This is a genomic window from Sinorhizobium americanum (assembly GCF_001651855.1).
Lineage (GTDB): Bacteria > Pseudomonadota > Alphaproteobacteria > Rhizobiales > Rhizobiaceae > Sinorhizobium > Sinorhizobium americanum.
On sequence record NZ_LNQC01000064.1, the window covers coordinates 146782 to 168368 of the forward strand.

20 protein-coding genes and 1 other RNA gene are annotated in these 21587 nt (G+C 63.0%); 11 read left to right on the plus strand and 10 right to left on the minus strand.

Annotated features, from left to right (window positions below):
- Positions 1-44: 44 nt before the first annotated feature.
- The 4 genes from ATC00_RS19595 to ATC00_RS19610 form a co-directional block, all read right to left on the minus strand.
- Positions 45-3221 carry an efflux RND transporter permease subunit gene (locus ATC00_RS19595; RefSeq protein ID WP_037388994.1) on the minus strand — a complete coding sequence of 1059 codons (3177 nt, stop codon included), beginning with the start codon at positions 3219-3221 and terminating at the stop codon, positions 45-47.
- A complete protein-coding gene (locus tag ATC00_RS19600) occupies positions 3218-4375 on the minus strand; it encodes an efflux RND transporter periplasmic adaptor subunit (RefSeq protein ID WP_037388998.1) in 1158 nt (385 codons plus the stop codon). The genes ATC00_RS19595 and ATC00_RS19600 overlap by 4 nt, the downstream gene beginning before the upstream one ends.
- Before the next feature lie 334 nt (positions 4376-4709).
- On the minus strand, positions 4710-5534 hold the full coding sequence (locus ATC00_RS19605) for a TIGR00282 family metallophosphoesterase (protein ID WP_037389037.1): 825 nt from the start codon (positions 5532-5534) through the stop codon (positions 4710-4712).
- Positions 5535-5549: 15 nt separating this feature from the next.
- Entirely contained in the window at positions 5550-6122 is a 573-nt protein-coding gene (locus ATC00_RS19610; RefSeq protein WP_037388999.1) for a 5-formyltetrahydrofolate cyclo-ligase, read from the minus strand.
- A gap of 262 nt (positions 6123-6384) precedes the next feature.
- Here ATC00_RS19610 and ATC00_RS19615 point away from each other — a divergent pair, with 262 nt between their 5' ends.
- Positions 6385-6600, plus strand: coding sequence for a helix-turn-helix domain-containing protein (locus ATC00_RS19615; RefSeq protein WP_082912434.1), 216 nt, complete (start codon positions 6385-6387; stop codon positions 6598-6600).
- Here the strand turns inward: ATC00_RS19615 and ATC00_RS19620 are convergent.
- Positions 6595-6903: a hypothetical protein gene (locus tag ATC00_RS19620; protein ID WP_153045247.1), complete on the minus strand. Its 309-nt coding sequence runs from the start codon at positions 6901-6903 to the stop codon at positions 6595-6597. The two genes, ATC00_RS19615 and ATC00_RS19620, sit on opposite strands and share 6 nt — an antisense overlap.
- A gap of 22 nt (positions 6904-6925) precedes the next feature.
- Between ATC00_RS19620 and ATC00_RS19625 the strand changes: the two genes are divergently transcribed.
- Complete coding sequence (locus ATC00_RS19625; RefSeq protein WP_064254028.1) at positions 6926-7792, plus strand: LysR family transcriptional regulator; 867 nt, start codon at positions 6926-6928, stop codon at positions 7790-7792.
- Positions 7793-7801: 9 nt separating this feature from the next.
- Here the strand turns inward: ATC00_RS19625 and ssrS are convergent.
- The 3 genes from ssrS to ATC00_RS19640 all read right to left on the minus strand — a co-directional run bounded on the left by ssrS (position 7802) and on the right by ATC00_RS19640 (position 8709).
- Positions 7802-7960: non-coding RNA, 6S RNA (gene ssrS / locus ATC00_RS19630), on the minus strand.
- A 93-nt stretch (positions 7961-8053) separates the two neighbouring features.
- Complete coding sequence (locus ATC00_RS19635; RefSeq protein ID WP_064254029.1) at positions 8054-8431, minus strand: cell division protein ZapA; 378 nt, start codon at positions 8429-8431, stop codon at positions 8054-8056.
- Positions 8432-8439: 8 nt separating this feature from the next.
- Positions 8440-8709, minus strand: a complete 270-nt coding sequence (locus tag ATC00_RS19640; protein ID WP_064254030.1) for a DUF4164 domain-containing protein — start codon at positions 8707-8709, stop codon at positions 8440-8442.
- Positions 8710-9126: 417 nt separating this feature from the next.
- Here ATC00_RS19640 and tkt point away from each other — a divergent pair, with 417 nt between their 5' ends.
- The 6 genes from tkt to ATC00_RS19670 all read left to right on the plus strand — a co-directional run bounded on the left by tkt (position 9127) and on the right by ATC00_RS19670 (position 16341).
- The gene (gene tkt / locus ATC00_RS19645) at positions 9127-11103 is read left to right on the plus strand and encodes a transketolase (RefSeq protein ID WP_064254031.1); all 1977 of its coding nucleotides are present in this window, start codon (positions 9127-9129) and stop codon (positions 11101-11103) included.
- 72 nt (positions 11104-11175) lie between these two features.
- Entirely contained in the window at positions 11176-12186 is a 1011-nt protein-coding gene (gene gap, locus ATC00_RS19650) for a type I glyceraldehyde-3-phosphate dehydrogenase (protein ID WP_037389011.1), read from the plus strand.
- Positions 12187-12190: 4 nt separating this feature from the next.
- Complete coding sequence (locus tag ATC00_RS19655) at positions 12191-12781, plus strand: putative glycolipid-binding domain-containing protein (protein WP_064254032.1); 591 nt, start codon at positions 12191-12193, stop codon at positions 12779-12781.
- Complete coding sequence (locus tag ATC00_RS19660) at positions 12781-13980, plus strand: phosphoglycerate kinase (RefSeq protein ID WP_064254033.1); 1200 nt, start codon at positions 12781-12783, stop codon at positions 13978-13980. Before ATC00_RS19655 ends, ATC00_RS19660 begins: the two co-directional genes overlap by 1 nt.
- A 244-nt stretch (positions 13981-14224) precedes the next feature.
- Complete coding sequence (locus ATC00_RS19665; protein ID WP_064254034.1) at positions 14225-15250, plus strand: class I fructose-bisphosphate aldolase; 1026 nt, start codon at positions 14225-14227, stop codon at positions 15248-15250.
- Positions 15251-15423: 173 nt separating this feature from the next.
- Positions 15424-16341, plus strand: a complete 918-nt coding sequence (locus ATC00_RS19670) for a PhzF family phenazine biosynthesis protein (protein WP_064254035.1) — start codon at positions 15424-15426, stop codon at positions 16339-16341.
- Between the two features lie 122 nt (positions 16342-16463).
- Here the strand turns inward: ATC00_RS19670 and ATC00_RS19675 are convergent, their stop codons facing one another.
- Together ATC00_RS19675 and ATC00_RS32990 are read right to left on the minus strand one after the other, a co-directional pair.
- Complete coding sequence (locus tag ATC00_RS19675) at positions 16464-18356, minus strand: adenylate/guanylate cyclase domain-containing protein (protein WP_234782358.1); 1893 nt, start codon at positions 18354-18356, stop codon at positions 16464-16466.
- A 176-nt stretch (positions 18357-18532) separates the two neighbouring features.
- On the minus strand, positions 18533-18688 hold the full coding sequence (locus tag ATC00_RS32990) for a hypothetical protein (protein ID WP_082912436.1): 156 nt from the start codon (positions 18686-18688) through the stop codon (positions 18533-18535).
- 180 nt (positions 18689-18868) lie between these two features.
- On the opposite strand from ATC00_RS32990, the gene ATC00_RS19680 reads away from it, so the two are divergent.
- The 3 genes from ATC00_RS19680 (at position 18869) to rcdA (ending at position 21215) form a co-directional block, all read left to right on the plus strand.
- The gene (locus ATC00_RS19680; protein WP_037389024.1) at positions 18869-20170 is read left to right on the plus strand and encodes an MFS transporter; all 1302 of its coding nucleotides are present in this window, start codon (positions 18869-18871) and stop codon (positions 20168-20170) included.
- The gene (locus ATC00_RS19685; RefSeq protein WP_037389026.1) at positions 20157-20345 is read left to right on the plus strand and encodes a DUF1192 domain-containing protein; all 189 of its coding nucleotides are present in this window, start codon (positions 20157-20159) and stop codon (positions 20343-20345) included. Before ATC00_RS19680 ends, ATC00_RS19685 begins: the two co-directional genes overlap by 14 nt.
- Positions 20346-20696: 351 nt before the next feature.
- Complete coding sequence (gene rcdA, locus ATC00_RS19690; RefSeq protein ID WP_037389028.1) at positions 20697-21215, plus strand: protease adaptor protein RcdA; 519 nt, start codon at positions 20697-20699, stop codon at positions 21213-21215.
- Positions 21216-21587: the final 372 nt, after the last annotated feature.

Consider the following 21587-nt stretch of genomic DNA (forward strand, 5'->3'; position numbering starts at 1 on the left):
AAAGCCAGCCCTCCGCTCACATTCGCGTCATCGCGGGGCCAACATCACTCCGCCGGCGCCCCTGCCGCCTCCGGCACCGGCGCCCGCTTGCGGCGGAGCGAACGCAGCGTCACGTAGAAGACCGGGGTCAGGAACAGGCCGAGGAAGGTGACGCCGAGCATGCCGGAAAAGACCGCGGTGCCGAGCGACTGGCGCATTTCGGCGCCGGGACCGGTCGCGATCACCAGCGGAACGACGCCGAGGATGAAGGCAAAGGCGGTCATCAGGATCGGCCGCAGCCGGAGCCGGCTTGCCTCGATCGCCGCCTCGATCGGCGATCTGCCCTCCTCCTCGCCCTGGCGCGCGAATTCGACGATCAGGATCGCGTTCTTCGCGGAAAGGCCGATCAGCACGATGAGGCCGATCTGCGTCAGGACGTTGTTGTCCATGCCCCTGAGCGAGACGCCGATGAGGGCGGCGAGAACGGCAAGCGGCACGATCAGGATGATCGCCAGCGGCAGCACCCAGCTCTCATATTGCGCGGCCAGCGCCAGGAACACGAAGATTACCGACAGCGCGAAGATGAATGCGGCGGTGTTGCCGGTCTGGCGCTCCTGCAAGGCAAGTTCGGTCCACTCGAAGGTCGTCCCCTGTGGCAAGATCTGGCCGGCAAGCGCCTCCATCTTGTCGAGCGCCGTGCCGGTCGAAACACCCGGCGCCGGATTGCCCTGGACCGGCACCGAGACATACATGTTGTAGCGCTGCACGAGCGCAGGGCCGCTGGTGTCGCGGATCTCGACGAGCGTGCCGAGCGGCACCAGCGCGCCGGAAGCCGATCTGACTTTGAGTGCAAGGATGTCGTCGCGCTCCACCCGATATTGCTGGTCGGCCTGGGCGCGGACCTGGTAGACACGGCCGAAAGCGTTGAAGTCGTTGACGTAGGACGTGCCCAGATTGATCGATAGGGTCTCGAAAATGTTGGGGATTGGCACGTTCAACGCCCGCGCCTTGTCGCGGTCGATTGCGAGGAAGAATTGCGGGCTCGAGGCCGAGAAAGTGGTGAACACGCCCACCAGTCCTTCGGTCTGATTGGCCGCACCCATCATCTGGAAGGCAAGACCCAGAACACGACGCATGTCAGCGCTCTGGCGGTCCATGATCTGCATCTTGAAGCCGCCCGAATTGCCGATGCCGCGCACCGAGGGCGGCGGCACGGCGATGATGAAGGCCTCCTGAATGCTCTGCATCGCGCCGAAGATCTGGCCAATGATCTGGGTGGCACTCTGGCCGTGTTCGAGCCGCTCCTCGAAACTGTCGAAGGGCGTGAAGATCACCCCCGAGTTCGAGGCGTTGGTGAAGGTCGCGCCGTTGAAGCCGGCAAAGGCGACGGCGTCCCTCACCCCCGGGACTTCCCGGATCATCGCCGACGCACGCTGGACGACGGCATCGGTCCGTTCGAGCGAGGCACCATCGGGGAGCTGGATGACGACGATCGCGTAGCCCTGGTCCATTGTCGGGATAAAGCCGCGCGGCACAACCTGTGCCATGTACCAGGTGGCCCCGAGCAGCGCGACAAAGACAAGCAACGCGGCGGCCAGCGCAATCCGCGTCTGCACGAGACGACGCACAACCCAGCCATAGCCGTCCGCCATCCGGTCGAAACCGGTGTTGAAGCCGTTGGCCAGGGCACGCCCGAAACGGGTCACCGGATTGCGGCTTTCATGTTCGTGATCGTCATGCGGGCGCAGCAGGATCGCCGCAAGCGCCGGCGACAGGGTCAGCGAGTTGATGGCGGAGATCACCGTCGCTACCGCGATCGTCACGGCGAACTGCAGGTAGAACTGCCCTGCAATGCCCGGAATGAAGGCCGTCGGCACGAAGACGGCGGTCAAGACCAACGAGATCGCGATCACCGCCGCGCCGACCTCGTCCATGGTCACATGCGCCGCTTCTCTCGGCGTCATCCCTTGCGCCAGATTGCGCTCGACATTCTCGACGACGACGATCGCATCATCGACGACGATGCCGATCGCCAGCACCAGGCCGAAAAGGGTCAGCATGTTGAGGGAGAAACCGAAGGCGAAGAGCAGCGCGAAGGTGCCGATCAGCGATACCGGAATGGCGACGATCGGGATAATCGCCGTGCGCCAGGACTGGAGGAAGACGATCACCACCAGCGCGACGAGGATCACCGCCTCACCGATCGTCAGGTAGACCTCGTCGATGGACTCCGAAATGAATTCGGTGGGATTGTAGATGATCCGATGTTCGAGCCCCTCTGGAAAGTCCTTGGCAAGATCGGTCATCGTCGCCTGGATGGCGTCCGCCGCCGCGAGCGCGTTGGTGCCGGGACGCGAAAAGATGCCGAGCGCCACGGCCGGGCTGCCGTTCAGGTAGCTGTTCGTGACATATTCGCGCGCTCCGAGCTCGACGCGGGCGACGTCCTGCAGCTGCACGAGCCTGCCATCCTCGGTCGCCTTGACGATCACATAGCGAAACTGTCGCGCGTCGCTGAAGCGGCCGTCGGTGGTGACGGTATATTGAAAGGCACTGTCGCCCGACATTGGCGGACCGCCGATCGAGCCGCCGGAGACCTGGACGTTTTGCTGGCGCAGCGCCTCGACGACGTCGCCGGACGTCATGCCGTAAGCGGAGAGCTTCTGCGGGTCGAGCCAGACACGGAGCGCATATTCGCGCTCGCCGAACAGGATGACGTCGCCGACGCCGTCGAGCCGGACGAGAAGGTCGCGGATGCGCGAGCGAGCATAGTTGGAGACGTAGAGCTGGTCGTAGCGGTCGTTCGGCGAGAGCAGGTGAACGACCATCATCAGGTCCGGCGAGCTCTTGGTGGTGGTGACCCCAATGCGCCGCACGTCCTCGGGCAGGCGCGGCTCGGCGATCGAGACCCGGTTCTGCACCAGCACCTGCGCCTCGTCGAGATCGGTGCCGAGCTTGAAGGTAATGGTCAGCGACATGGAGCCGTCGGCGGTCGAATAGGAGGACATGTAGAGCATGTTCTCGACGCCGTTGATTTCCTGCTCGAGCGGCGTGGCGACCGTATTGGCGACGGTCTCCGCATCCGCGCCCGGATAGGAAGCTCTGACGACGATGGTGGGCGGCGCGATCTCCGGATATTGCGCCACCGGCAGCTGGAAATAAGCGATGCCGCCGATGATCAGCAGAACGATCGACAGCACCGAGGCGAAGATCGGCCGGTCGACAAAGAAATGCGCAAATCTCATTGGGCATTCTCCGCCGCTTGCGCTGCCTCCTGCGGCAGCACGACGAGTTCAGGCTTCACCTTGACGCCTGGCCGCGCACGCATGATCCCGTTGACGATGATCGTCTGATCGCCAGTCAGGCCGCTGCGGATCACCCGGTAGCCATGCAACCGCGGCCCGAGGCGCACCGGTTTGGTCGCAACGCTGCCATCCTCGCCGACCACATAGACGACGCGTTCGTTCTGGTCGGCGGCGATCGCCTCATCGGGAATGAGGATCGCCTGGTAGGTGTTGGAGCCTTCGACCTCGACACGCCCGAAAAGGCCCGGCTGCAGAATGAAGTTGGGGTTCTCGAAGCGTGCGCGCAGGCGCATCGTACCTGTTTGGGTGTCGACCCTGTTCTCGGAGAAATCGAGCTTTCCCTCGAACGGCGGTTCCGTGGCATCGGCGATTGTCACGTGCACGGAGAGCGCGCCCGCGCCCTCCTGCAGCGCGCTGCCGCGGTCGCGGGCGGTGCGCGCATAGGAAAGCAGCCGCCGCTCGTCGACGTCGAAATAGAAATCGATCGGATCGAGGGAGACGATCGTCGTCAACACGGTCTCGTCCGCCTGGACAAGGTTGCCGGGCGATATCCAGCGCCGGTCGACGCGGCCGCTGAGCGGCGCGGTGATCGTCGTGTATTCGAGATCGAGCTTGGCCCGATCGACGGCCGCCTCGGCGCCCCGAATATTCGCCTGTGCGGCAAGCAGCGCGCGGCGGTCGTCGTCGAGCTTGGAAATCGAAAGCGTGCCGGTTCCGGTCAGGGACTCGGTTCGCTTGAACTGCGCCTCGGCGAAGGAGAGCGTCGACTGCGCCGAGGCAAGCGACGCCTCCGCCTGGGAGAGAGCCAGGCGGAAAGGCCGTTGGTCGATGACGAAGAGCTTGTCGCCCTTCTTCACCAGCGCGCCGTCCGTAAAGAACACTTGGTCCAGGTAGCCGCCAACACGCGAACGGACCGAGACCTCGTCCACCGCCTGAAAGCGTCCGATGAACTCATCGGCGTCGATGACGTCCCGTACCACCGGCTTGGCGACGGTCACCGCCGGCAGTTGCGGGTCCTGCGCCGCTGCTGGTGTCGACATGAGAAGGGAGATGGAAACGCCGGCGATCGCCGGCAGACGCCACTTTCGCAACATGCACGTTCTCCAGGCACTTGAATATCAAGATCGCCCGGCGCGGCTTGGGTCCAGTTGCCGTGGCGACAGTCTCGAGCCCCGGGGCATTGCCTCGGGGTAGCGCCAGAGCGGGAAGAGGAAAGAGTGCCCGCGGTTTTCCCGCACGCATTTCGCTCTGGCTTTCTAGATCGACATGGGAACTTGCGATAGCGGCCGCTCAAAACGGCTCTGATTTGCGCGCTAACCTGCCACCATTTTCAAAGCCTGTCACTTGAAAAAAAGCGTTCTCGCGCGGCGTCGAAGGCGGTCGTCGAATCGCACGCCGGCGGACACATCGGCCGAAGCCGCCCGATGCTCAGGACCAGAATTCCGGTATCGTTTCGCCAAGCCGCGGGCCGAGCCGGAGCGGCCCGATCCTTTCGGCAAGTCCCGTGCGGTCGGAAATTTCGACGCCGACGCCGCAGATCGTGGCGGGACCGGAGGCCGCTTCGAAGCGGCCCTTGGGCATCTTGGAGATGAACCGGTTGAGCGGTTCTTCCTTGTCCATGCCGAGCGAGGAATCGTAATCGCCACACATGCCGGCGTCGCTGATATAGCCGGTGCCGCCGTTCAGGATCTGGTGATCGGCCGTCGGCACATGAGTATGCGTGCCGACCACCAGACTTGCGCGCCCGTCGACGAAGTGGCCGAAGCATTGCTTCTCGCTCGTCGCCTCGGCGTGGAAGTCGAAGACGACGGCATCGGCCTGTTCGCCGAGCGGGCAGGCTTCGAGGATCGCCTCGGCGCATTTGAAGGGGTCGTCGAGTTCCGGATGCATAAAGACCCGGCCCATGACATTGGCGACCAGCACGCGGGCACCGTTGCGGGCAAAGAACAGGTTGGAACCGCGACCCGGCGTGCCCGCCGGATAGTTGGCCGGGCGGAGGAACTGGTCGTGCCGCTCGCAGAAGACCACGGCCTCCTTCTGGTCCCATACATGGTTGCCGGTCGTCACCACGTCGGCACCGGCGGCGATCGTCTCCAGGAAAATGTCCTCGGTGATGCCGAAGCCGCCGGCGGCGTTCTCGCCATTGACGACGACGAAGTCGAGCTTGAGATCGCTCACCAGTCCCGGGAGGCGCTCCCAGACCGCCGTGCGGCCCGTCTTGCCAACCATATCTCCCAGAAACAGAAGTCGCATGCCGTTCAATCCCGCTCAAAAATGTCGAAAGCCGCTTTCCGTCAGCACGGCATCCAGTGGCACGTCGTGCGGCTCTGCCGGCACTGATGCCACTTCCTGACAGTCGAATGCAATCCCGATCAGGCGCGGCGCGTGGCCTTTGAGGCGCAGCCGGTCGATCGCCCGGTCATAATAACCGGCACCGTAGCCGATGCGATGGCCGACAGCATCGAAGGCGGACAGCGGCACCAGCATGATATCCGGATCGAGCTCAGGCGCGTCCGGCCCCGGACCTGTCGTGCCGAACCCGGTCTCGACGACCGCCACGCCATCGGCGAGCTCGCGAAACACGATGGTCCGCTTGTCGAGGATCACCGGCAGGCAGAGGCGCGCACCGCGGTCCTTGAGGCGCACCATCAGCGGCCGGATGTCCGCCTCCGAACGGATCGGCCAGAAACCGGAAACGACGTGCCCGGGATCGAGCGCGATGATGTCGCCGGCATGATCCGCCATCGCAAGGCTCGCCTCGATGCGAGCTTCGGCCGGCATGGCGTCACGCATCGCCAGACGCTCCGTCCGCAGCGCGGCTTTCAAGTCCTTCGGCGACATCAAGCATCCTTTCCGACAAACCGTTCGAACCTGCAACGAGGTAGTGCAGTGACAGGCGAACTGAACCCGTATCTCCGTCGCTTGTGCAACATTTCGCGACAGTCCTCCACCCCTCCCATAACGAAACAGCATTAACCGGATCTTCACCCTTTGCCGCGGTTCGGCTTCGCGCGAGGCTTCGCTCGTGCAATTACCTTCACGATTTCAATTGATTGGAAGAGGTGCGACCCGGCGTCTGCCGGTAGCTCTCAAAGAATAGGCCATGTCCATGACGGACAGGATCGACCGGCTCGGCGCTTTGGAACTGCGCTGCCTCTCGCTGGCAGCCCGCGGTCGGACACGGTTGGAGATGATGCGCGAAACCGATATTCCGGTGGAACGGATCGACCGGGCCCTCGAAGAGGCGATGCGCAAGCTCAACGCGAACAATCTCGCCGAAGCCGTCATCCGCGCCGCAAGGCTCGAGCTAATTTCATAGCATCCAGTGTGAATGCCGGACCGGATCCGGCCACCACCCGGCCGGCGAAAATTCAATGTCGGCGAGGCCGCCGTCGCGGATGAGATGCGGGTCGCCACGGTCCAGGACCAGTTTCCAATGGGCCTCGATCGCCCACCGCAGCCGCAAACGCTCGACCGCGGCGGCGAACAGCGACGATTGCCGGGAAATCGGAGAAGCGGGCGCAACCAGTACAGGCATGACAGGGCCTCGCAAAAGAAGAAACAATCCGATCTTCCGGCATTCGTTGACATGAGACAAACGAATTGCGAACATAGCTGGCATCAGAATTTCTTATGGCGCCGCCATGTCCCTTCCGCTCGACAGCGACTTGCTTAGAACCTTTCTCGCGGTTGCCGATACGGGCAATCTGACACGGGCCGCCGATGCCGTCCGACGCACGCAATCGGCCGTCAGCATGCAGATCAAGAAGCTCGAGGACCTGCTCGGCTTCCCACTTTTCGAGCGGCATTCCCGCGGCGTCGTGCTGACGGCTGAGGGCCGGCGCCTCGTCGACAATGCCCGGCGGATCGTTGCGCTGCTCGACGACACAGCGGCAGCGCTTCGCCAGCCGGCCCTCGACGGCTCGGTCCGCATCGGCATATCGGAGGAATACATCAACTCCACCCTGCCGAAAGCGCTCGGCGCCTTCGCCGCCAGTCACCCGAATGTCGAGGTGACGGTGCAGCAGGGGCATTCGATGTCCAATCTGAAATCGCTCGACGCCGGCGAGATCGACATCGCCGTCGTGTTCGAGCCGGGCGGCCGAACGAGGAACGAAGTCCTGATGGTGGATCCGACCGTCTGGGCCGTCTCGGACCAACACGGCACGCATGAGCGGCGACCGGTGCCCATTGCCACCTACACCTATTATGAAGGCGGGTGGTGCGATGATCTGGCCATGCGCAGTCTGAAGAAGCGCGGCATAGACAGCCGCGTCGCCTATGTCAGCCGCACCAGCAGTGGACTGATCGCCGCGGTCGTTTCAGGTCTCGCCATCGCCGCACTGTCGCGCAGCGCCATACCGGAAGGCTGCCGCGAGCTGACCGAAGACGACGGCTTCGGCATCATCGACATGTCGAACGTCGTCTTGCGCACGAGACCGGACCATCGCTCCCCGACGATCGACGCGATGGCCGACGCCATCCGTCGCGCCTTTCGGGGTACCGATTGAAAGGAAGGAGTGCGATCCACGACGACCGGTGGAGAGTTTACGATCCCGGGTGCCTACTAAGTAGGTGGGCGCCGTGTGTCCAGACCCACGGGTCCAAACAGGGACAGCTCCCTTGAGATCGTGTATGGCCCCGGGGATTGTGGTTCCTGTCGGGAAGCGCAGACCGCGTCGCAGATATAGAACGTCTTGACCGTTTTCGCCAGAGCCGCTCCAACGGAAAACGCACCCGCATTGGCAATTGGGAGTTCCGAGCCGGGCGACCTAATTCGCCGGAGCGGCCGGCCGACCGTTGAGCTTGGCGGTGATGTCCTGGATCTGCGCCGTCACTTCCGCCAATGCCGAGGCGAGCGCCTCCTCGCTTCTCGCCTGGTCGGAAAGGTTCGCGTCGCGGCTGTTCTTCAGGTTACCGACCTCCGCCTCGAGGTTCTTCAGCCGCCGGTTGACCTCGCTCAGCTCGTCCATGACCATGATGCCCGCCATCACGGTTAGCCTGAGGTCGCCGATTTCGCCGAACTGCCCCTTGAGATGGCCGACATATTGATCGAACCGGGTGGCGAGGTCGCTCAGGTGATCCTCCTGCCCTTCCTCGCAGGCCATGCGGTAGGCCTTGCCGTCGATCGTCACCGTCACCTGTGCCATGAAGAACCTCAGCGATCCAGCACTGCCCGAATGGTTTCCATCGCCGTCACCAGACGGCGGGACACTTCGCGATTGACCTCTTCCAGTCGATTGGCCCGGAACTGCGACTGATCGAGCTCCTGCGCCAGCCGCGACCGGTCCGTATTGACCCGGCGCACCTCGCCCTCGAACTCGCTCACGTCCTTTTCCTTGTCAAAGCGGCCGTCGATCGCGATTTCAAGGGACTGAATCGCGTTTCGCAATTCCTCGATCGCCACATTGACCGTCTTTGCAGGCATCTCTTTCGAAACCTCCAGAGGGGATGAGCAAGGCCGAACGCTTTCTCATTGCCCGAAACAAGGGGCAGAGCCGATCCCGCGCCTATCGCCTGAACCTCTCTCGCTCCGCGCTCCGAATCGTCCAGCGTTCCAGCCGTTCGGATCACCCTTTTTAAACCCATTCCGTAAGGCTCAACAATGGCGGCTTCGCCAATTGCACAATGCAAGCTGTGGATCGCCGATTTTATCCGCTGATGCTACGCTTGCGACGCCATCCTGCGGCCCAGGCAGGGTCGCAAAAAAGCAAGCCGCCACCGGCGGCGGAAGGCCTGTATTTGTTGACTCGGGCGGCGCACCTGCTATGTGTTCGGCCGCTTCTCATACGGTCTTTGGAGGATAGAGACCGTCCCCTGACCACCGAACGCAAACGGAACAGTCATGATCTCTCGCGAAAAACACGACCGGATGGCGAATGCAATCCGTTTCCTCTCCATGGACGCCGTCGAGAAGGCAAATTCCGGCCACCCGGGTCTCCCGATGGGGGCGGCCGACATAGCAACGGTCCTCTTCACCCGGTACCTGAGCTTCGACCCGAAGAACCCCGCCTGGCCGAACCGCGACCGCTTCGTGCTGTCGGCCGGCCACGGCTCGATGCTGCTTTATTCGCTGCTCTATCTGACGGGCTACGAAGACATCACCATCGACGAGATCAGGAATTTCCGCCAGCTCGGCTCGCGGACCGCCGGCCATCCGGAATACGGCCATGCCGCCGGCATCGAGACGACGACCGGTCCGCTCGGCCAGGGCATTGCCAATGCCGTCGGCATGGCGCTCGCCGAACGCAAGCTGCGCGACGAGTTCGGCAGCGACCTCATCGAGCATTTTACCTATGTGATCGCCGGCGACGGCTGCCTGATGGAAGGCATCAGCCAGGAGGCGATCGCGCTTGCCGGTCATCTGAAGCTCAACAAGCTCATCGTCTTCTGGGACGACAACAACATCTCCATCGACGGCCCGATCTCGATCGCCGATTCGACCGATCAGCACGCCCGCTTCCGTGCCTCCAAGTGGCACACGATCGCCGTCGACGGCCATGATCCGGAAGCGATCGCCGCGGCGATCGAGGAGGCCCAGAAGTCCGACAAGCCGACGATGATCGCTTGCAAGACCGTGATCGGCTTCGGCGCCCCGAACAAGGCCGGCACCCACAAGGTGCACGGCTCGCCGCTCGGCGCCGAGGAAATTGCCGCGACCCGCAAGGCGCTCGGCTGGGAAGCCGAAGCCTTCACTGTCCCCGCCGACGTGCTCGACGCCTGGCGTAGCGCCGGCAAGCGTTCGGCAGAGACCCGCAAGGCATGGGAAGCAAAGCTTGAGGCCGCCGAGAAGAAGGCCGAGTTCGTGCGCCGCTTCTCCGGCGAACTCGAAGCGAGCCTCGCCCCGGCGATTAGCGCCTACAAGCAGAAGCTCGCAGAGACCAAGCCGTCGCCGGCCACCCGCAAGGCCTCCGAGGATGCGCTCGAAGTCATCAACGGCGTGCTCAACGAGACGATCAGCGGTTCGGCCGACCTTACCGGCTCCAACAATACCAAGACGAGCCAGACCCATTCGATCACGCCGGACAATTTCTCCGGCCGCTACGTCCACTACGGCGTGCGCGAGCACGGCATGGCCGCCGCCATGAACGGTATGGCGCTGCATGGCGGCTTGATCCCCTATTCCGGCGGCTTCCTGATCTTCTCGGACTATTGCCGTCCGTCGATCCGTCTTGCCGCGCTGATGGGCATCCGCGTCATCCACGTGCTGACGCACGATTCCATCGGTCTCGGCGAGGACGGCCCGACGCACCAGCCGGTCGAGCATCTGGCCTCGCTGCGCGCCATACCCAACCTTCTGGTATTCCGCCCGGCCGACGCGACCGAAACTGCCGAATGCTGGCAGCTCGCGCTCGAAAGCCGCAAGCGCCCCTCCGCCATCGCGCTGACGCGCCAGAACCTGATGGCGGTGCGCACCGAATACAAGGAAGAAAACCTCTGCGCCCGCGGCGCCTATGACCTGGTCCCCGCGAAGGATGCGAAGGTGACGATCTTCGCCACCGGTTCGGAGGTGGAGATCGCCGTCAAGGCCAGCCAGGCGCTGCAGGAGAAGGGCATTTCGACCCGTGTCGTATCCGTGCCCTGCATCGAGCTTTTCGCCGAGCAGAGCGACGACTATCGGCAGGCGATCATCGGCAATTCGCCGGTCAAGATCGCCATCGAAGCCGGCGTCCGCCAGGGCTGGGATCATATCATCGGCAGCGACGGTATCTTCGTCGGCATGTCGAGCTTCGGCGCCTCCGGCCCCTACAAGGAGCTCTACAAGCACTTCGGCATCACGCCGGAAGCAGTCGTCGCGGCCGCCGAAGCCAAGCTGTCCTGATCAAGCCGGAGGGCGCCCTGGTGGCGCCCTCCATTCGTTTACCCACGCCATCCTGATAGGGAGAGACCCGACATGACAGTCAAAGTCGCCATCAATGGTTTCGGCCGCATCGGCCGCAACGTGCTTCGCGCCATCGTCGAATCCGGCCGCACGGATATCGAAGTCGTCGCGATCAACGACCTCGGCCCTGTCGAGACCAACGCCCACCTGCTGCGCTTCGACTCAATTCACGGCCGCTTCCCGGCCGACGTGAAGGTCGACGGTGACGCGATCATCATCAACAACGGCAAGCCGATCAAGGTCACCGCCATCCGCAATCCGGCCGAACTGCCGCACAAGGACCTCGGCGTCGACATCGCGATGGAATGCACCGGCATCTTCACCGCGCGCGACAAGGCAGCCGCTCATCTCGAAGCCGGCGCCAAGCGCGTCATCGTCTCGGCACCGGCCGACGGCGCCGATCTCACCGTGGTCTATGGCGTCAACCACGACAAGCTGACCAAGGACCACCTAGTCATCTCCAACGCATCCTGCACGACCAACTGCCTCGCACCGGTCGCCAAGGTGCTGAACGACGCCATCGGCATCGACCACGGCATGATGACGACGATCCACTCCTACACGAACGACCAGCCGTCGCTCGACCAGATGCACAAGGACCTCTATCGCGCCCGTGCCGCGGCGCTGTCGATGATCCCGACCTCGACCGGTGCGGCCAAGGCCGTCGGTCTCGTCCTGCCGGAGCTCAAGGGCAAGCTCGACGGCTTCGCCATGCGCGTGCCGACCCCGAACGTCTCGGTCGTCGACCTGAAGTTCGTCGCCAAGCGCGACACGACCAAGGAAGAGATCAACGCGGCGATCAAGGCTGCCGCCGACGGTCCGCTCAAGGGCATTCTCGGCTACACGCTCGCTCCGAACGTCTCGATCGACTTCAACCATGACCCGCATTCCTCGGTCTTCCACATGGACCAGACCAAGGTGATGGAAGGCAAGTTCGTGTCGATCCTCACCTGGTACGACAATGAATGGGGCTTCTCGAACCGCATGTCGGATACGGCGGTCGCCCTGAGCAAGCTCATCTAAGACCATGTTCCGGGCCCTTTCCTCAACGACGGTGCGCTGGCGTCCGCTCGAGGGGGAAGGGCTTGAACATCTGACGTTGTCGCAAACCGAAACAGCTGACGGCGCGGTTATCCGCGCCGTCAGCGTTCTGATCGGCAACCGCGGCGGTGCGTCCTATGGCGTGCGCTACCGGATCGATTGCGATGAGACATGGCTGGTTCGGAAGTTGATGGTCGACACGACAGACGGCCGAAGCTTGCATCTGCGCTCGGATCACCCGGGCCAATGGGCGACGGCGCGAGGCGCTGCCCTCCCCGAGTTCGACGGCTGCATCGACATCGACCTCGCCGGCACGCCCTTCACCAACACGCTTCCGATCCGCCGTCTGAACCTCACGCGGGCGTCCGGCACCGTAAAGCTCAAGATGCTTTACGTGCCATTCGACAGCTTCGAGCCCACAGTCGACGGCCAGCACTACACCTGCATCGAGGACGGCAAGCTCCATCGCTACCAGGCGGAAGACCGCAGCTTCACCGCCGACCTGCCGGTCGACGAGGACGGCCTCGTCATCGACTATCCCACCCTCTTTCAGAGACTATCACTGGAGACGAACTGATGACTTTCAAGACCCTTGACGATCTGACCGACATCGCCGGCAAACGCGTGCTGGTGCGCGTCGATCTCAATGTGCCAGTCAAGGACGGCCAGGTGACCGACACCACCCGCATCGAGCGCGTCGCGCCGACCATTCTCGAACTCTCGGAAAAGGGCGCGAAGGTCATCCTGCTTGCCCATTTCGGCCGGCCAAAGGGCGAGCCGGTCGCCGACATGTCGCTGAAGGCGATTGCCCCTGCCGTGGAGGAAATCCTCGACCAGCGCGTCCACTTCGCCGCCGACTGCATCGGCGACAAGGCCGCCAATGCGATTGCCGACATGAATGACGGCGACGTGCTGCTCCTCGAAAACACCCGCTTCCACGAGGGCGAGGAAAAGAACGATCCGGCCTTGGTCACCGCCCTCGCCGCCAACGGCGACATCTATGTCAACGACGCCTTCTCCGCAGCGCACCGCGCCCATGCCTCGACCGAGGGTCTGGCGCAGCACCTTCCCGCCTATGCCGGCCGCACCATGCAGGCCGAACTCGAGGCACTCGAAAAAGGCCTCGGCAATCCGAAGCGTCCGGTCGTCGCGATCGTCGGCGGCGCCAAGGTCTCGACCAAGATCGACCTGCTGCAGAACCTCGTGAAGAAGGTCGACGCGCTCGTCATCGGCGGCGGTATGGCCAACACCTTCCTCGCCGCTCAAGGCATCGATGTCGGCAAGTCGCTCTGCGAGCACGATCTTGCCGAGACGGCAAAGTCGATCATCGCCGCGGCGGAAGTCGCCGGATGCGCCATCGTGCTGCCGGAGGACGGCGTGATCGCCCGCGAATTCAAGGCCGGTGCCGACAACGAGGTCGTCGACATCAAGGCGATACCTGCCGATGCAATGGTCCTCGACGTCGGGCCGAAATCCGTCGCCGCCATCAATGACTGGATCTCGCGTGCCGAAACGCTCGTCTGGAACGGTCCGCTCGGCGCCTTCGAAATCGCTCCCTTCGACAGGGCGACGGTGGCTGCCGCTAAGCATGCGGCCGCGCGTACGAGGACCGGATCGCTTGTCTCGGTCGCCGGCGGCGGCGATACGGTCGCTGCCCTCAACCACGCCGAAGTCGCCGACGATTTCACCTATGTTTCCACCGCCGGCGGCGCCTTCCTCGAATGGATGGAGGGTAAGCCGCTGCCGGGTGTCGACATCCTCCGCCAGCAGAAGTAGCCGGACGCGCCGACCCGGGCAAATCTCTAAGCCTCGGGTCGGCGCCTCAAAATAATTATGTTTTTTCAAACGATTAAATTTTTTTAAATCGTTTTAGTCGATTTTACTGCCATTTTCCCGCACAGTATCTTCTGTTATCGCGCCCCCCGTGTTCGGCGGCGCGAAAGATGTATTTCGCGCCCTCAGACCGAAACGGTTTCTTGCGCCGCTCCGCTGGGTCCGGCGCTCTGTGTAGGAGAAAAAGATGAGCGAAAGACTGGAAGATATCGCGGTTGCCATGGTCGCCAACGGCCGGGGCCTGCTCGCTGCCGACGAGTCGACCGCAACGATCAAGAAGCGCTTCGACAGCATTGACCTCGAGTCCACCGAGACCTCGCGCCGCGACTATCGCGAGATGCTGCTGCGCTCGGATGAAGCGATGCGCAACTATATCTCCGGCGTCATTCTCTATGAGGAAACCCTGTTCCAGAAGGCCGCCGACGGCACCCCGCTCGTCGACGTCATCAAGAGCGCCGGCTCGATCCCCGGCATCAAGGTCGACACCGGCGCCAAGCCCTTGCCGCATTTCCCCAATGAGACGGTCACCGAGGGCCTAGACGGCCTCGCCGCCCGCCTCGCCAAGTACTACGAAGCCGGTGCCCGCTTCGCGAAATGGCGCGGCGTCATCGCCATCTCCGGCGCCCTGCCGAGCTTCGGCGCCATCAAGGCCAACGCCCATGCGCTGGCCCGTTACGCCACCCTTTGCCAGGAAGCGAAAATCGTCCCGATCGTCGAGCCGGAAGTGCTGATGGACGGCGCCCCCGGAGACCACTCGATCGAACGGTCCGAGGAAGTAACCGAATGGGTACTGCGCACGGTGTTCGAGGAACTTGGCGCCCTGCGGGTTAACCTCGAAGGCATGATCCTGAAGCCGAGCATGGTGATCGACGGCAAGAAGGCCCGCAAGGCTTCGGTCGAAGAGGTGGCCGAGCGCACCGTCAAGGTCTTGAAGCGCACCGTGCCGGCCGCGGTCCCCGGCATCGCTTTCCTGTCCGGCGGCCAATCGACGGAAGAAGCGACCGCGCATCTCTCCGCCATCAACACGGCCCACGACCTGCCCTGGAAGCTGACCTTCTCCTATGGCCGCGCCCTGCAGCAGGAAGCGCTCAACGCCTGGAACGGCAAGCCGGAGAACGTCGCCGCTGGCCAGCGCGCCTTCTCGCATCGCGCCAAGATGTGCAGCCTCGCCGCCAAGGGCAGCTGGAAGAAGGACCTTGAGCAGGCTGCCTGATGGGTGAGCCAGCGCGAACCAAGAGCTAAGAGGGAGAGAGCAGAAGGCCCGGCGGCAGCGATGTCGCCGGGCCTTTGATTTCGAATGTCAATTGTCAGGGAGACAAGTTTGCTGTTTCGGCCGGGCCGATGACGATTTTACATCGGCGCCATTGCCGATTGCCGGGAACTGCAATGAAAACCGTCTCCTACGTCACTGTCGACGTCTTCACCGCTGAACGCTTCACCGGAAACCAGCTTGCCGTCATCCCCGATGCGCGGGGCTTGAGCGGCGAGCAGATGCAGGCGATTGCCGCCGAATTCGGCTATTCCGAAGTCACCTTCGTACTGCCGCCCGACGATCCTGCGAACACCGCCCGTGTGCGCATCTTTACGCCGACTGCCGAAATTCCCTTCGCCGGACATCCGAACGTCGGCACCGCCTTCGTGCTCGGCCGGCAGGGGGAGATCTTCGGCCGGAGGCCCGGCGACAAACTGCGTTTCGAAGAGAGGGCCGGGCTGGTCGACGTCGCCCTTCTCAGAGAAGGCGACAAGATCACCGCCGCGCGCATCGTCGCTCCCCGGCCGCTCAGCGTCGGACCCGTCATCGATCCTGCGACAGTCGCCGCCTGCGCCTCGCTGCAGCCGGAGGATGTGAGCGAACGCACTCATCCGCCCGTGCGCGTCTCGGTCGGTCTTGCTTTTGCCGTCGCCGAGCTTAGCGATATCGGCATCCTGTCGAATGCGCGGCACAATGTCAGCGCCTTCCATGAAGCGAATGCCCGTTACCCATTCGCCGACGACAGCTTCAGCCTGTTTCTCTATGCGCGCACGCCCGAGCGCCCCTGGCAGATCAGGGCGCGCATGTTCGCACCGCTCGACAATGTCATCGAGGATCCGGCGACCGGCAGTGCCTCGGCGGCGCTCGGTGCCTATCTCGTTTCGCTTCTGCCGCAGACGGATGCGGAAATCGAGATTGCCATCGAACAGGGCGTGGAAATGGGCCGCCGTAGCATCATCACAGTCCGCGTCAGCAAGAAGAACGGCACGGTTTGCGAGGTCAGCGTTTCGGGCAATTGCGTGGCGGTGATGCGGGGATCGATCGAGGTCTGAGCGTCTACAGCGCCGCGCGTCTTATCAGACGCGCAAGGGTCGCTGTAGCACTTTGAATTGCTGCATGTCTTTGTCCTTAAACCGAGGTCGATTTTAAGGACACATGCAATTGGCCTGCCGGATCAGCGCGCCCTAGGCGTGCAATCCCTCATCGACTCGAGCAGCGCCCGAAATCGGGGATGGTCGCGAATTGGATCCAGGTCGGAGTCCTGCTTGAACCAAAGGAGGTGATAGCTGGAGCTCTGCGGGACGACGGCTTCCAGCAGATCGAGCGCGCGCTCGCTCTCTCCCAACAAGGAATGGACACAAGCCGCGTTATATTGCGCGACGATATCGTCCGGATCGACCGCCAGCGCTCGCGCCGCCCATTCCTTGGCGCGCTCCCCTTCGCCCAGATGCGCGAGCGCCAAAGCTCCGCGGTGGGCCGGGCTGGCATTTTCCGGATGCCGCTCCAGCGCGGCCTTCGCCCGCTCGATGCCGATCCGCGCCCAGCGCTGGCGCTCGGTTTCCATTCCGAGCGACAGATAGCAGTTCATCAAATGAATCGGTGAAAAATAGTCGTCGCTGCGGATCTCCGCCGCCCGCTTGAAGAACTGCACCGCCTCCTGAAACCGACCCTGCGCAAACAGGAAGCGGCCATAGTAGAGATTGGCCTCGTAGAGCGAAGGGCTCAGCGCCAGAGCCTGGCGGAACTCGCGGCCGGCCTCCTCCGTTTGCCCGTCATGGGTCAATGCCAGCCCGCGTGAGGCATGCGCTTCCGCCAGATTTGGATCCAGCGCCAGCGCCTTGGAACTCATCTCAAAGATACTCTCAAGCGGAAACTCCTTTTCGTGCCAGTCCCTGATCGCACACTCGCATTCGGCGATGCCCGCATAGGCGCGCGCATAATTCGGATCGAGTTCGACGGCCTTCAGAAACATCCGGCGGGCAAGCAGCAGGTAGGACCGGGTCCAGGTATGCGAGAACTGCCGGCCGCGCAAATAATAGGTATAGGCCTCTACGGAGGTGGTCGGATCGCTCTCGATCGCCTTCTTCTCCTCCGGCAAGAGCTTGATCTTCAGCTGGTCGACGATCGCATGGGTGATCTCGTCCTGGATGGCGAAGATATCGGTCAGATCGCGATCATAGCGATCGGCCCACAGATGTCCGCCCGTATGCGCATCGATGAGCTGTCCGGTGATACGGACGCGTTCGCCGACCTTGCGGACGCTACCCTCCAGAATGAAGCGAACGCCGAGCTCCTGAGCGATCTGCTTTACCTTCACCGCCTTGCCCTTGTAGGTGAAGACGGTGTTGCGGGCGACGACGTGCAGGCGCGAGATCTTCGAGAGATCGGTAATGATGTCCTCGGTGATGCCGTCGGAGAAATATTCCTGCTCCGGATCGTGGCTCATATTGGTGAAGGGCAGGACGCCGATCGACAATTCGTAGCCGGCATCAAGGGTCGCGTCGGGGGCCTCGTTTTCCTGCCGGACGGCCGCCTCGCCGAGCGCGACCGTATAGACGCGGATATTCGGCGCGATGTTCTTAAGGCTGTATTCGCCCTTATCGACGAAGCCGAGGTCCAATCGCGAGCCGACCTGGTCGCGCACCGACGACGATACCGCAATGCCGGAGGGATCGGCGAGCCCCTCCAGCCGCGCCGCGACGTTGACGCCGTCGCCGAAGATGTCGCCCTCCTCGACGATCACGTCGCCGAGGTGGATGCCGATCCTGAGCTCGATGCGCCGGCTCCTCGGCAGGCCTTCGTTGCGAACGAGCATGCCGCGCTGGATCTCTGCCGCGCAGGCAACCGCATTCACGACGCTCGAAAATTCGATCAGCATGCCGTCGCCGGACAGCTTGACGATGCGCCCCTTGTGCTCGGCGATCTTCGGCTCCAGGCACTCGCGGCGATGCCGCTTCAGCGCGGCCAGCGTCCCCGCCTCGTCGGTTCCCATCAGGCGGCTGTAGCCCACGACATCGGCAGCGAGAATGGCGGTCAGGCGGCGTTCCAACAGTGCCTCGATTTTCATCTGGTGGCCGAGCACGGTAATTTAACCTTTTCTTGACTACATGTCGTGCGCAGACTTCGGGCATTTCAGGTACCAAGTGTAGCCCTATCGCGGAATGTTAGCTGTTTCTAAGGGAACGTCGGGCGGTCGCGCATTCCCTGGCATGTGCTATCCGCGGCAGGTGAGTGCGACGGCGGCTACGGCCGGACGAACACCGTGACCATCATCACGGCGATGGCGAAGACGGCGATCTTCCAGAAATCCCGGCGGTGCCTGAGACCGGGATATCCGAGCGGCTTGATGATCTGCACACACATGGCGATGAAGAGGAGAAGCGTCAGTGCCTTCGGCATTCATTTATTCCGGAGAATTCCGCGGCCACGGTTGCAACGTCATACGGCCGTCACTTTTCGACGCATAGAGGGCTATTGTTTTCGCCGCCGATTTGCAATGACCGGCGGCAGCGATTCCAGTTGGGCCGGCACGACATGCCGCCACGACTTGCCGGTTGCAGAACGATTTCGGATGGAACGATGAGAAACAACCTGCTCCCCGTCGCCGCGCTGTTGCTCGGCACTCTGTTCCTCTTTCTCGGAAATGGTCTGCTCGGTCTGCTCCTGCCGGTGCGCGGCACGGCGGAAGGATACCCGACGACGATCCTCGGCCTCATCGGCACGTCCTGGGCTTCCGGCTTCGTGCTCGGCTGCTTCTTCGCCCCCAATGTCGTCAAGCGCATTGGCCACGTGCGGGCCTTCAGTGTCTTTACGGCGCTGATTGCGATCGTTTCTCTCTTGACCGGCATGATGATCGACCCCACCTGGTGGCTAGTCCTGCGCGCGCTGACGGGCTTCTCAACGGCCGGCACGTCGATGATCATCGAAAGCTGGCTGAACGAGCGCGCCACCAATGAAAGCCGCGGCGTAATCTTCTCCCTCTATATCGCCATCACCCTCTTTGGCGTCGTCGGCGGGCAGATGATGATTCCCTTCGGCGAGACGACGACCACATTCTTCTTCATGATCTGCGGCATCCTCTACTGTGTTGCGATGTTGCCGACGCTTTTGTCCAAGGCCGCCTCGCCGACGCCGCTCAAGCAGGTGCGGCTCGACCTTCGCGGCCTTTACCGCAATTCGCCGGTTTCCTTTCTCGGCATCCTCTTGATCGGCATCGCCAACGGGGCCTTCGGCACACTCGGCGCCGTCTTCGGCCGCCAGGCGGGTCTTTCCGACAGCACCGTCGCGGCGATGATGAGCGTCGCGATCTTCTCCGGGGCGGTCATGCAATTGCCGGCCGGCCGCATTTCCGACCGCATCGACCGCCGCTATGTGCTCGCGGTGCTTGCCGGCGTCGGTGCCCTGGCGGGTCTTCTCCTCTTCCTCGTGGAGCCGGGGCAGGTCTGGATCGTGCTGACACTGATCGCCGTCTACGGCGCCGCGGCAAACGCGCTCTATCCGATCGCCGTCTCGCACGCCAACGACTTCGCCATGCCCGAGGATTTCGTCAAGGTCTCCGGCGGCCTGCTGCTGCTCTACGGCATCGGCACGATCATCGGGCCGACGATCGGAGGACCGGTGATGACGGCGACAGGCCCCTATGGCCTCTTCATGATCACCGCCTGTGCGCATATGCTGATCACGGCCTATGCGATCGTCCGCAGCCGCCGGCGCGCGCCGGTGCCCGTTGCCGAGCGAGAGACCTTCTCGCCGGTCAATGCAGGTGCGCCGACGACGCCGGAAAGCCTGCAGCTCTCGCCGCGTGCGGCACCATTTGAAGAGACGCGGGGAGACACCGTCGACGATCCCGAAGCGGAGGAAAGAACCGATGAGCCTGTTTGACGACGATCAACCGAAGAAAAAGACCGCGCATGAGATCGGCAGCGACCTCTCGCAGCTCTCCGTCGACGAACTCACCGCGCGCATTGCGCTGCTGTCGGAGGAAATCGACCGGCTGGAGGCGGAGCGCACCCGAAAATCGGCGAGCCGGTCGGCGGCGGAAGGCCTGTTCCGCTGATCGCTAGGCAAGCCTCAGCCAGCGCCGGCGGACGGCCGCTTAACGGGATATTAGGCATTTTCTGTAATTCTCGCGTCATCCGGTCTTCCGGACTCAGACATTTTCACCGATTGGCGAATGGGTCTGATTTTCTCCCTGTTTTACCTTGAGAGCCGCCCCGCGCGGCTCTTTTTTTGTTTCGCGACAGCTAATTTCAAAGAATTGTGGAGATTAACCCTTTCTTAAGAATACCCTTGCGCGGAATGCGGTATCAGATCATTCTTCGAGCATAGAGGGGCCTCAAGGAAACTTTTCCCAAAGCCACTTCGTTACCTGACCGTGATGCGTTTTGAACCAGGGAAAAAACAGGCCATGTCCGAGAGAGGATTGAATACCGTCAGTTTCGCAGGACACGCTGCGTCCTCGGCGCAGTTCAAGGCGCTCTATGCCGAAGGAATGGGCCTCGTCGAGGAAACGGCGAGCTACCTCGACGGTCCCGGCCGTGCCGCCTCCAAGGTCTTGCCGCGCATGGCTTCGGTGCTTTATGCCGCCGAGTCGATGCGGCTGACCACGCGGCTGATGCAGATGGCCTCCTGGCTCCTCCTGCAACGCGCCGTCAACAATGGCGAGATGAGCCGCGAACAGGTTATTTCGGAAAAGAGCAAGGTTCGTCTCGACAGCTTCAATGTCGACCGCAGCGCGCCGGGCTGGAACGATCTGCCGGACAGCTTCCGCGACCTGATCGAACGCTCACTGCGCCTGCAGAACCGCGTCGCGCTCCTCGACCGCGAGATCTACCGGCCGCAGGAAGCGACGGCCTTCGTTCCGGACAACCAGAACGGCGTCAAGGCACAGATCAAGCTGTTGCAGACCGCCTTCGGCGGCAACTGATCCCAACAGCCTCTCCCGAGGATGTTTCTAGACTAGCCCGGCCCTCCGCCGGGCTTTCTGTTTCCGGGATGTGCAGGAGACTCTTGCAGGATTATTCCAGGCCTTTGCGAGAGATCGTGCAAGAAGGCTTGCGTCTGGATCCTGGGGTCAAGCCAGGTCAAGTCCGAGGATCCATGAACGGCACGCCAGTCCACAAGCCTGCCCGTCCGACGTCATCTTGCCGAACGACCTCCGCTTAGTGAACCGAGCTCGGAGCCCGAAGATGACCCCGGAGCCAGGGCCGCTGGAGCGAACAAAAAAGATCGGATGATTGGGGCTCCGGCGGCCTCCCTGCATGGGAGTAGCGGGAGATCGGTCTTCCGGGCAGGCTCC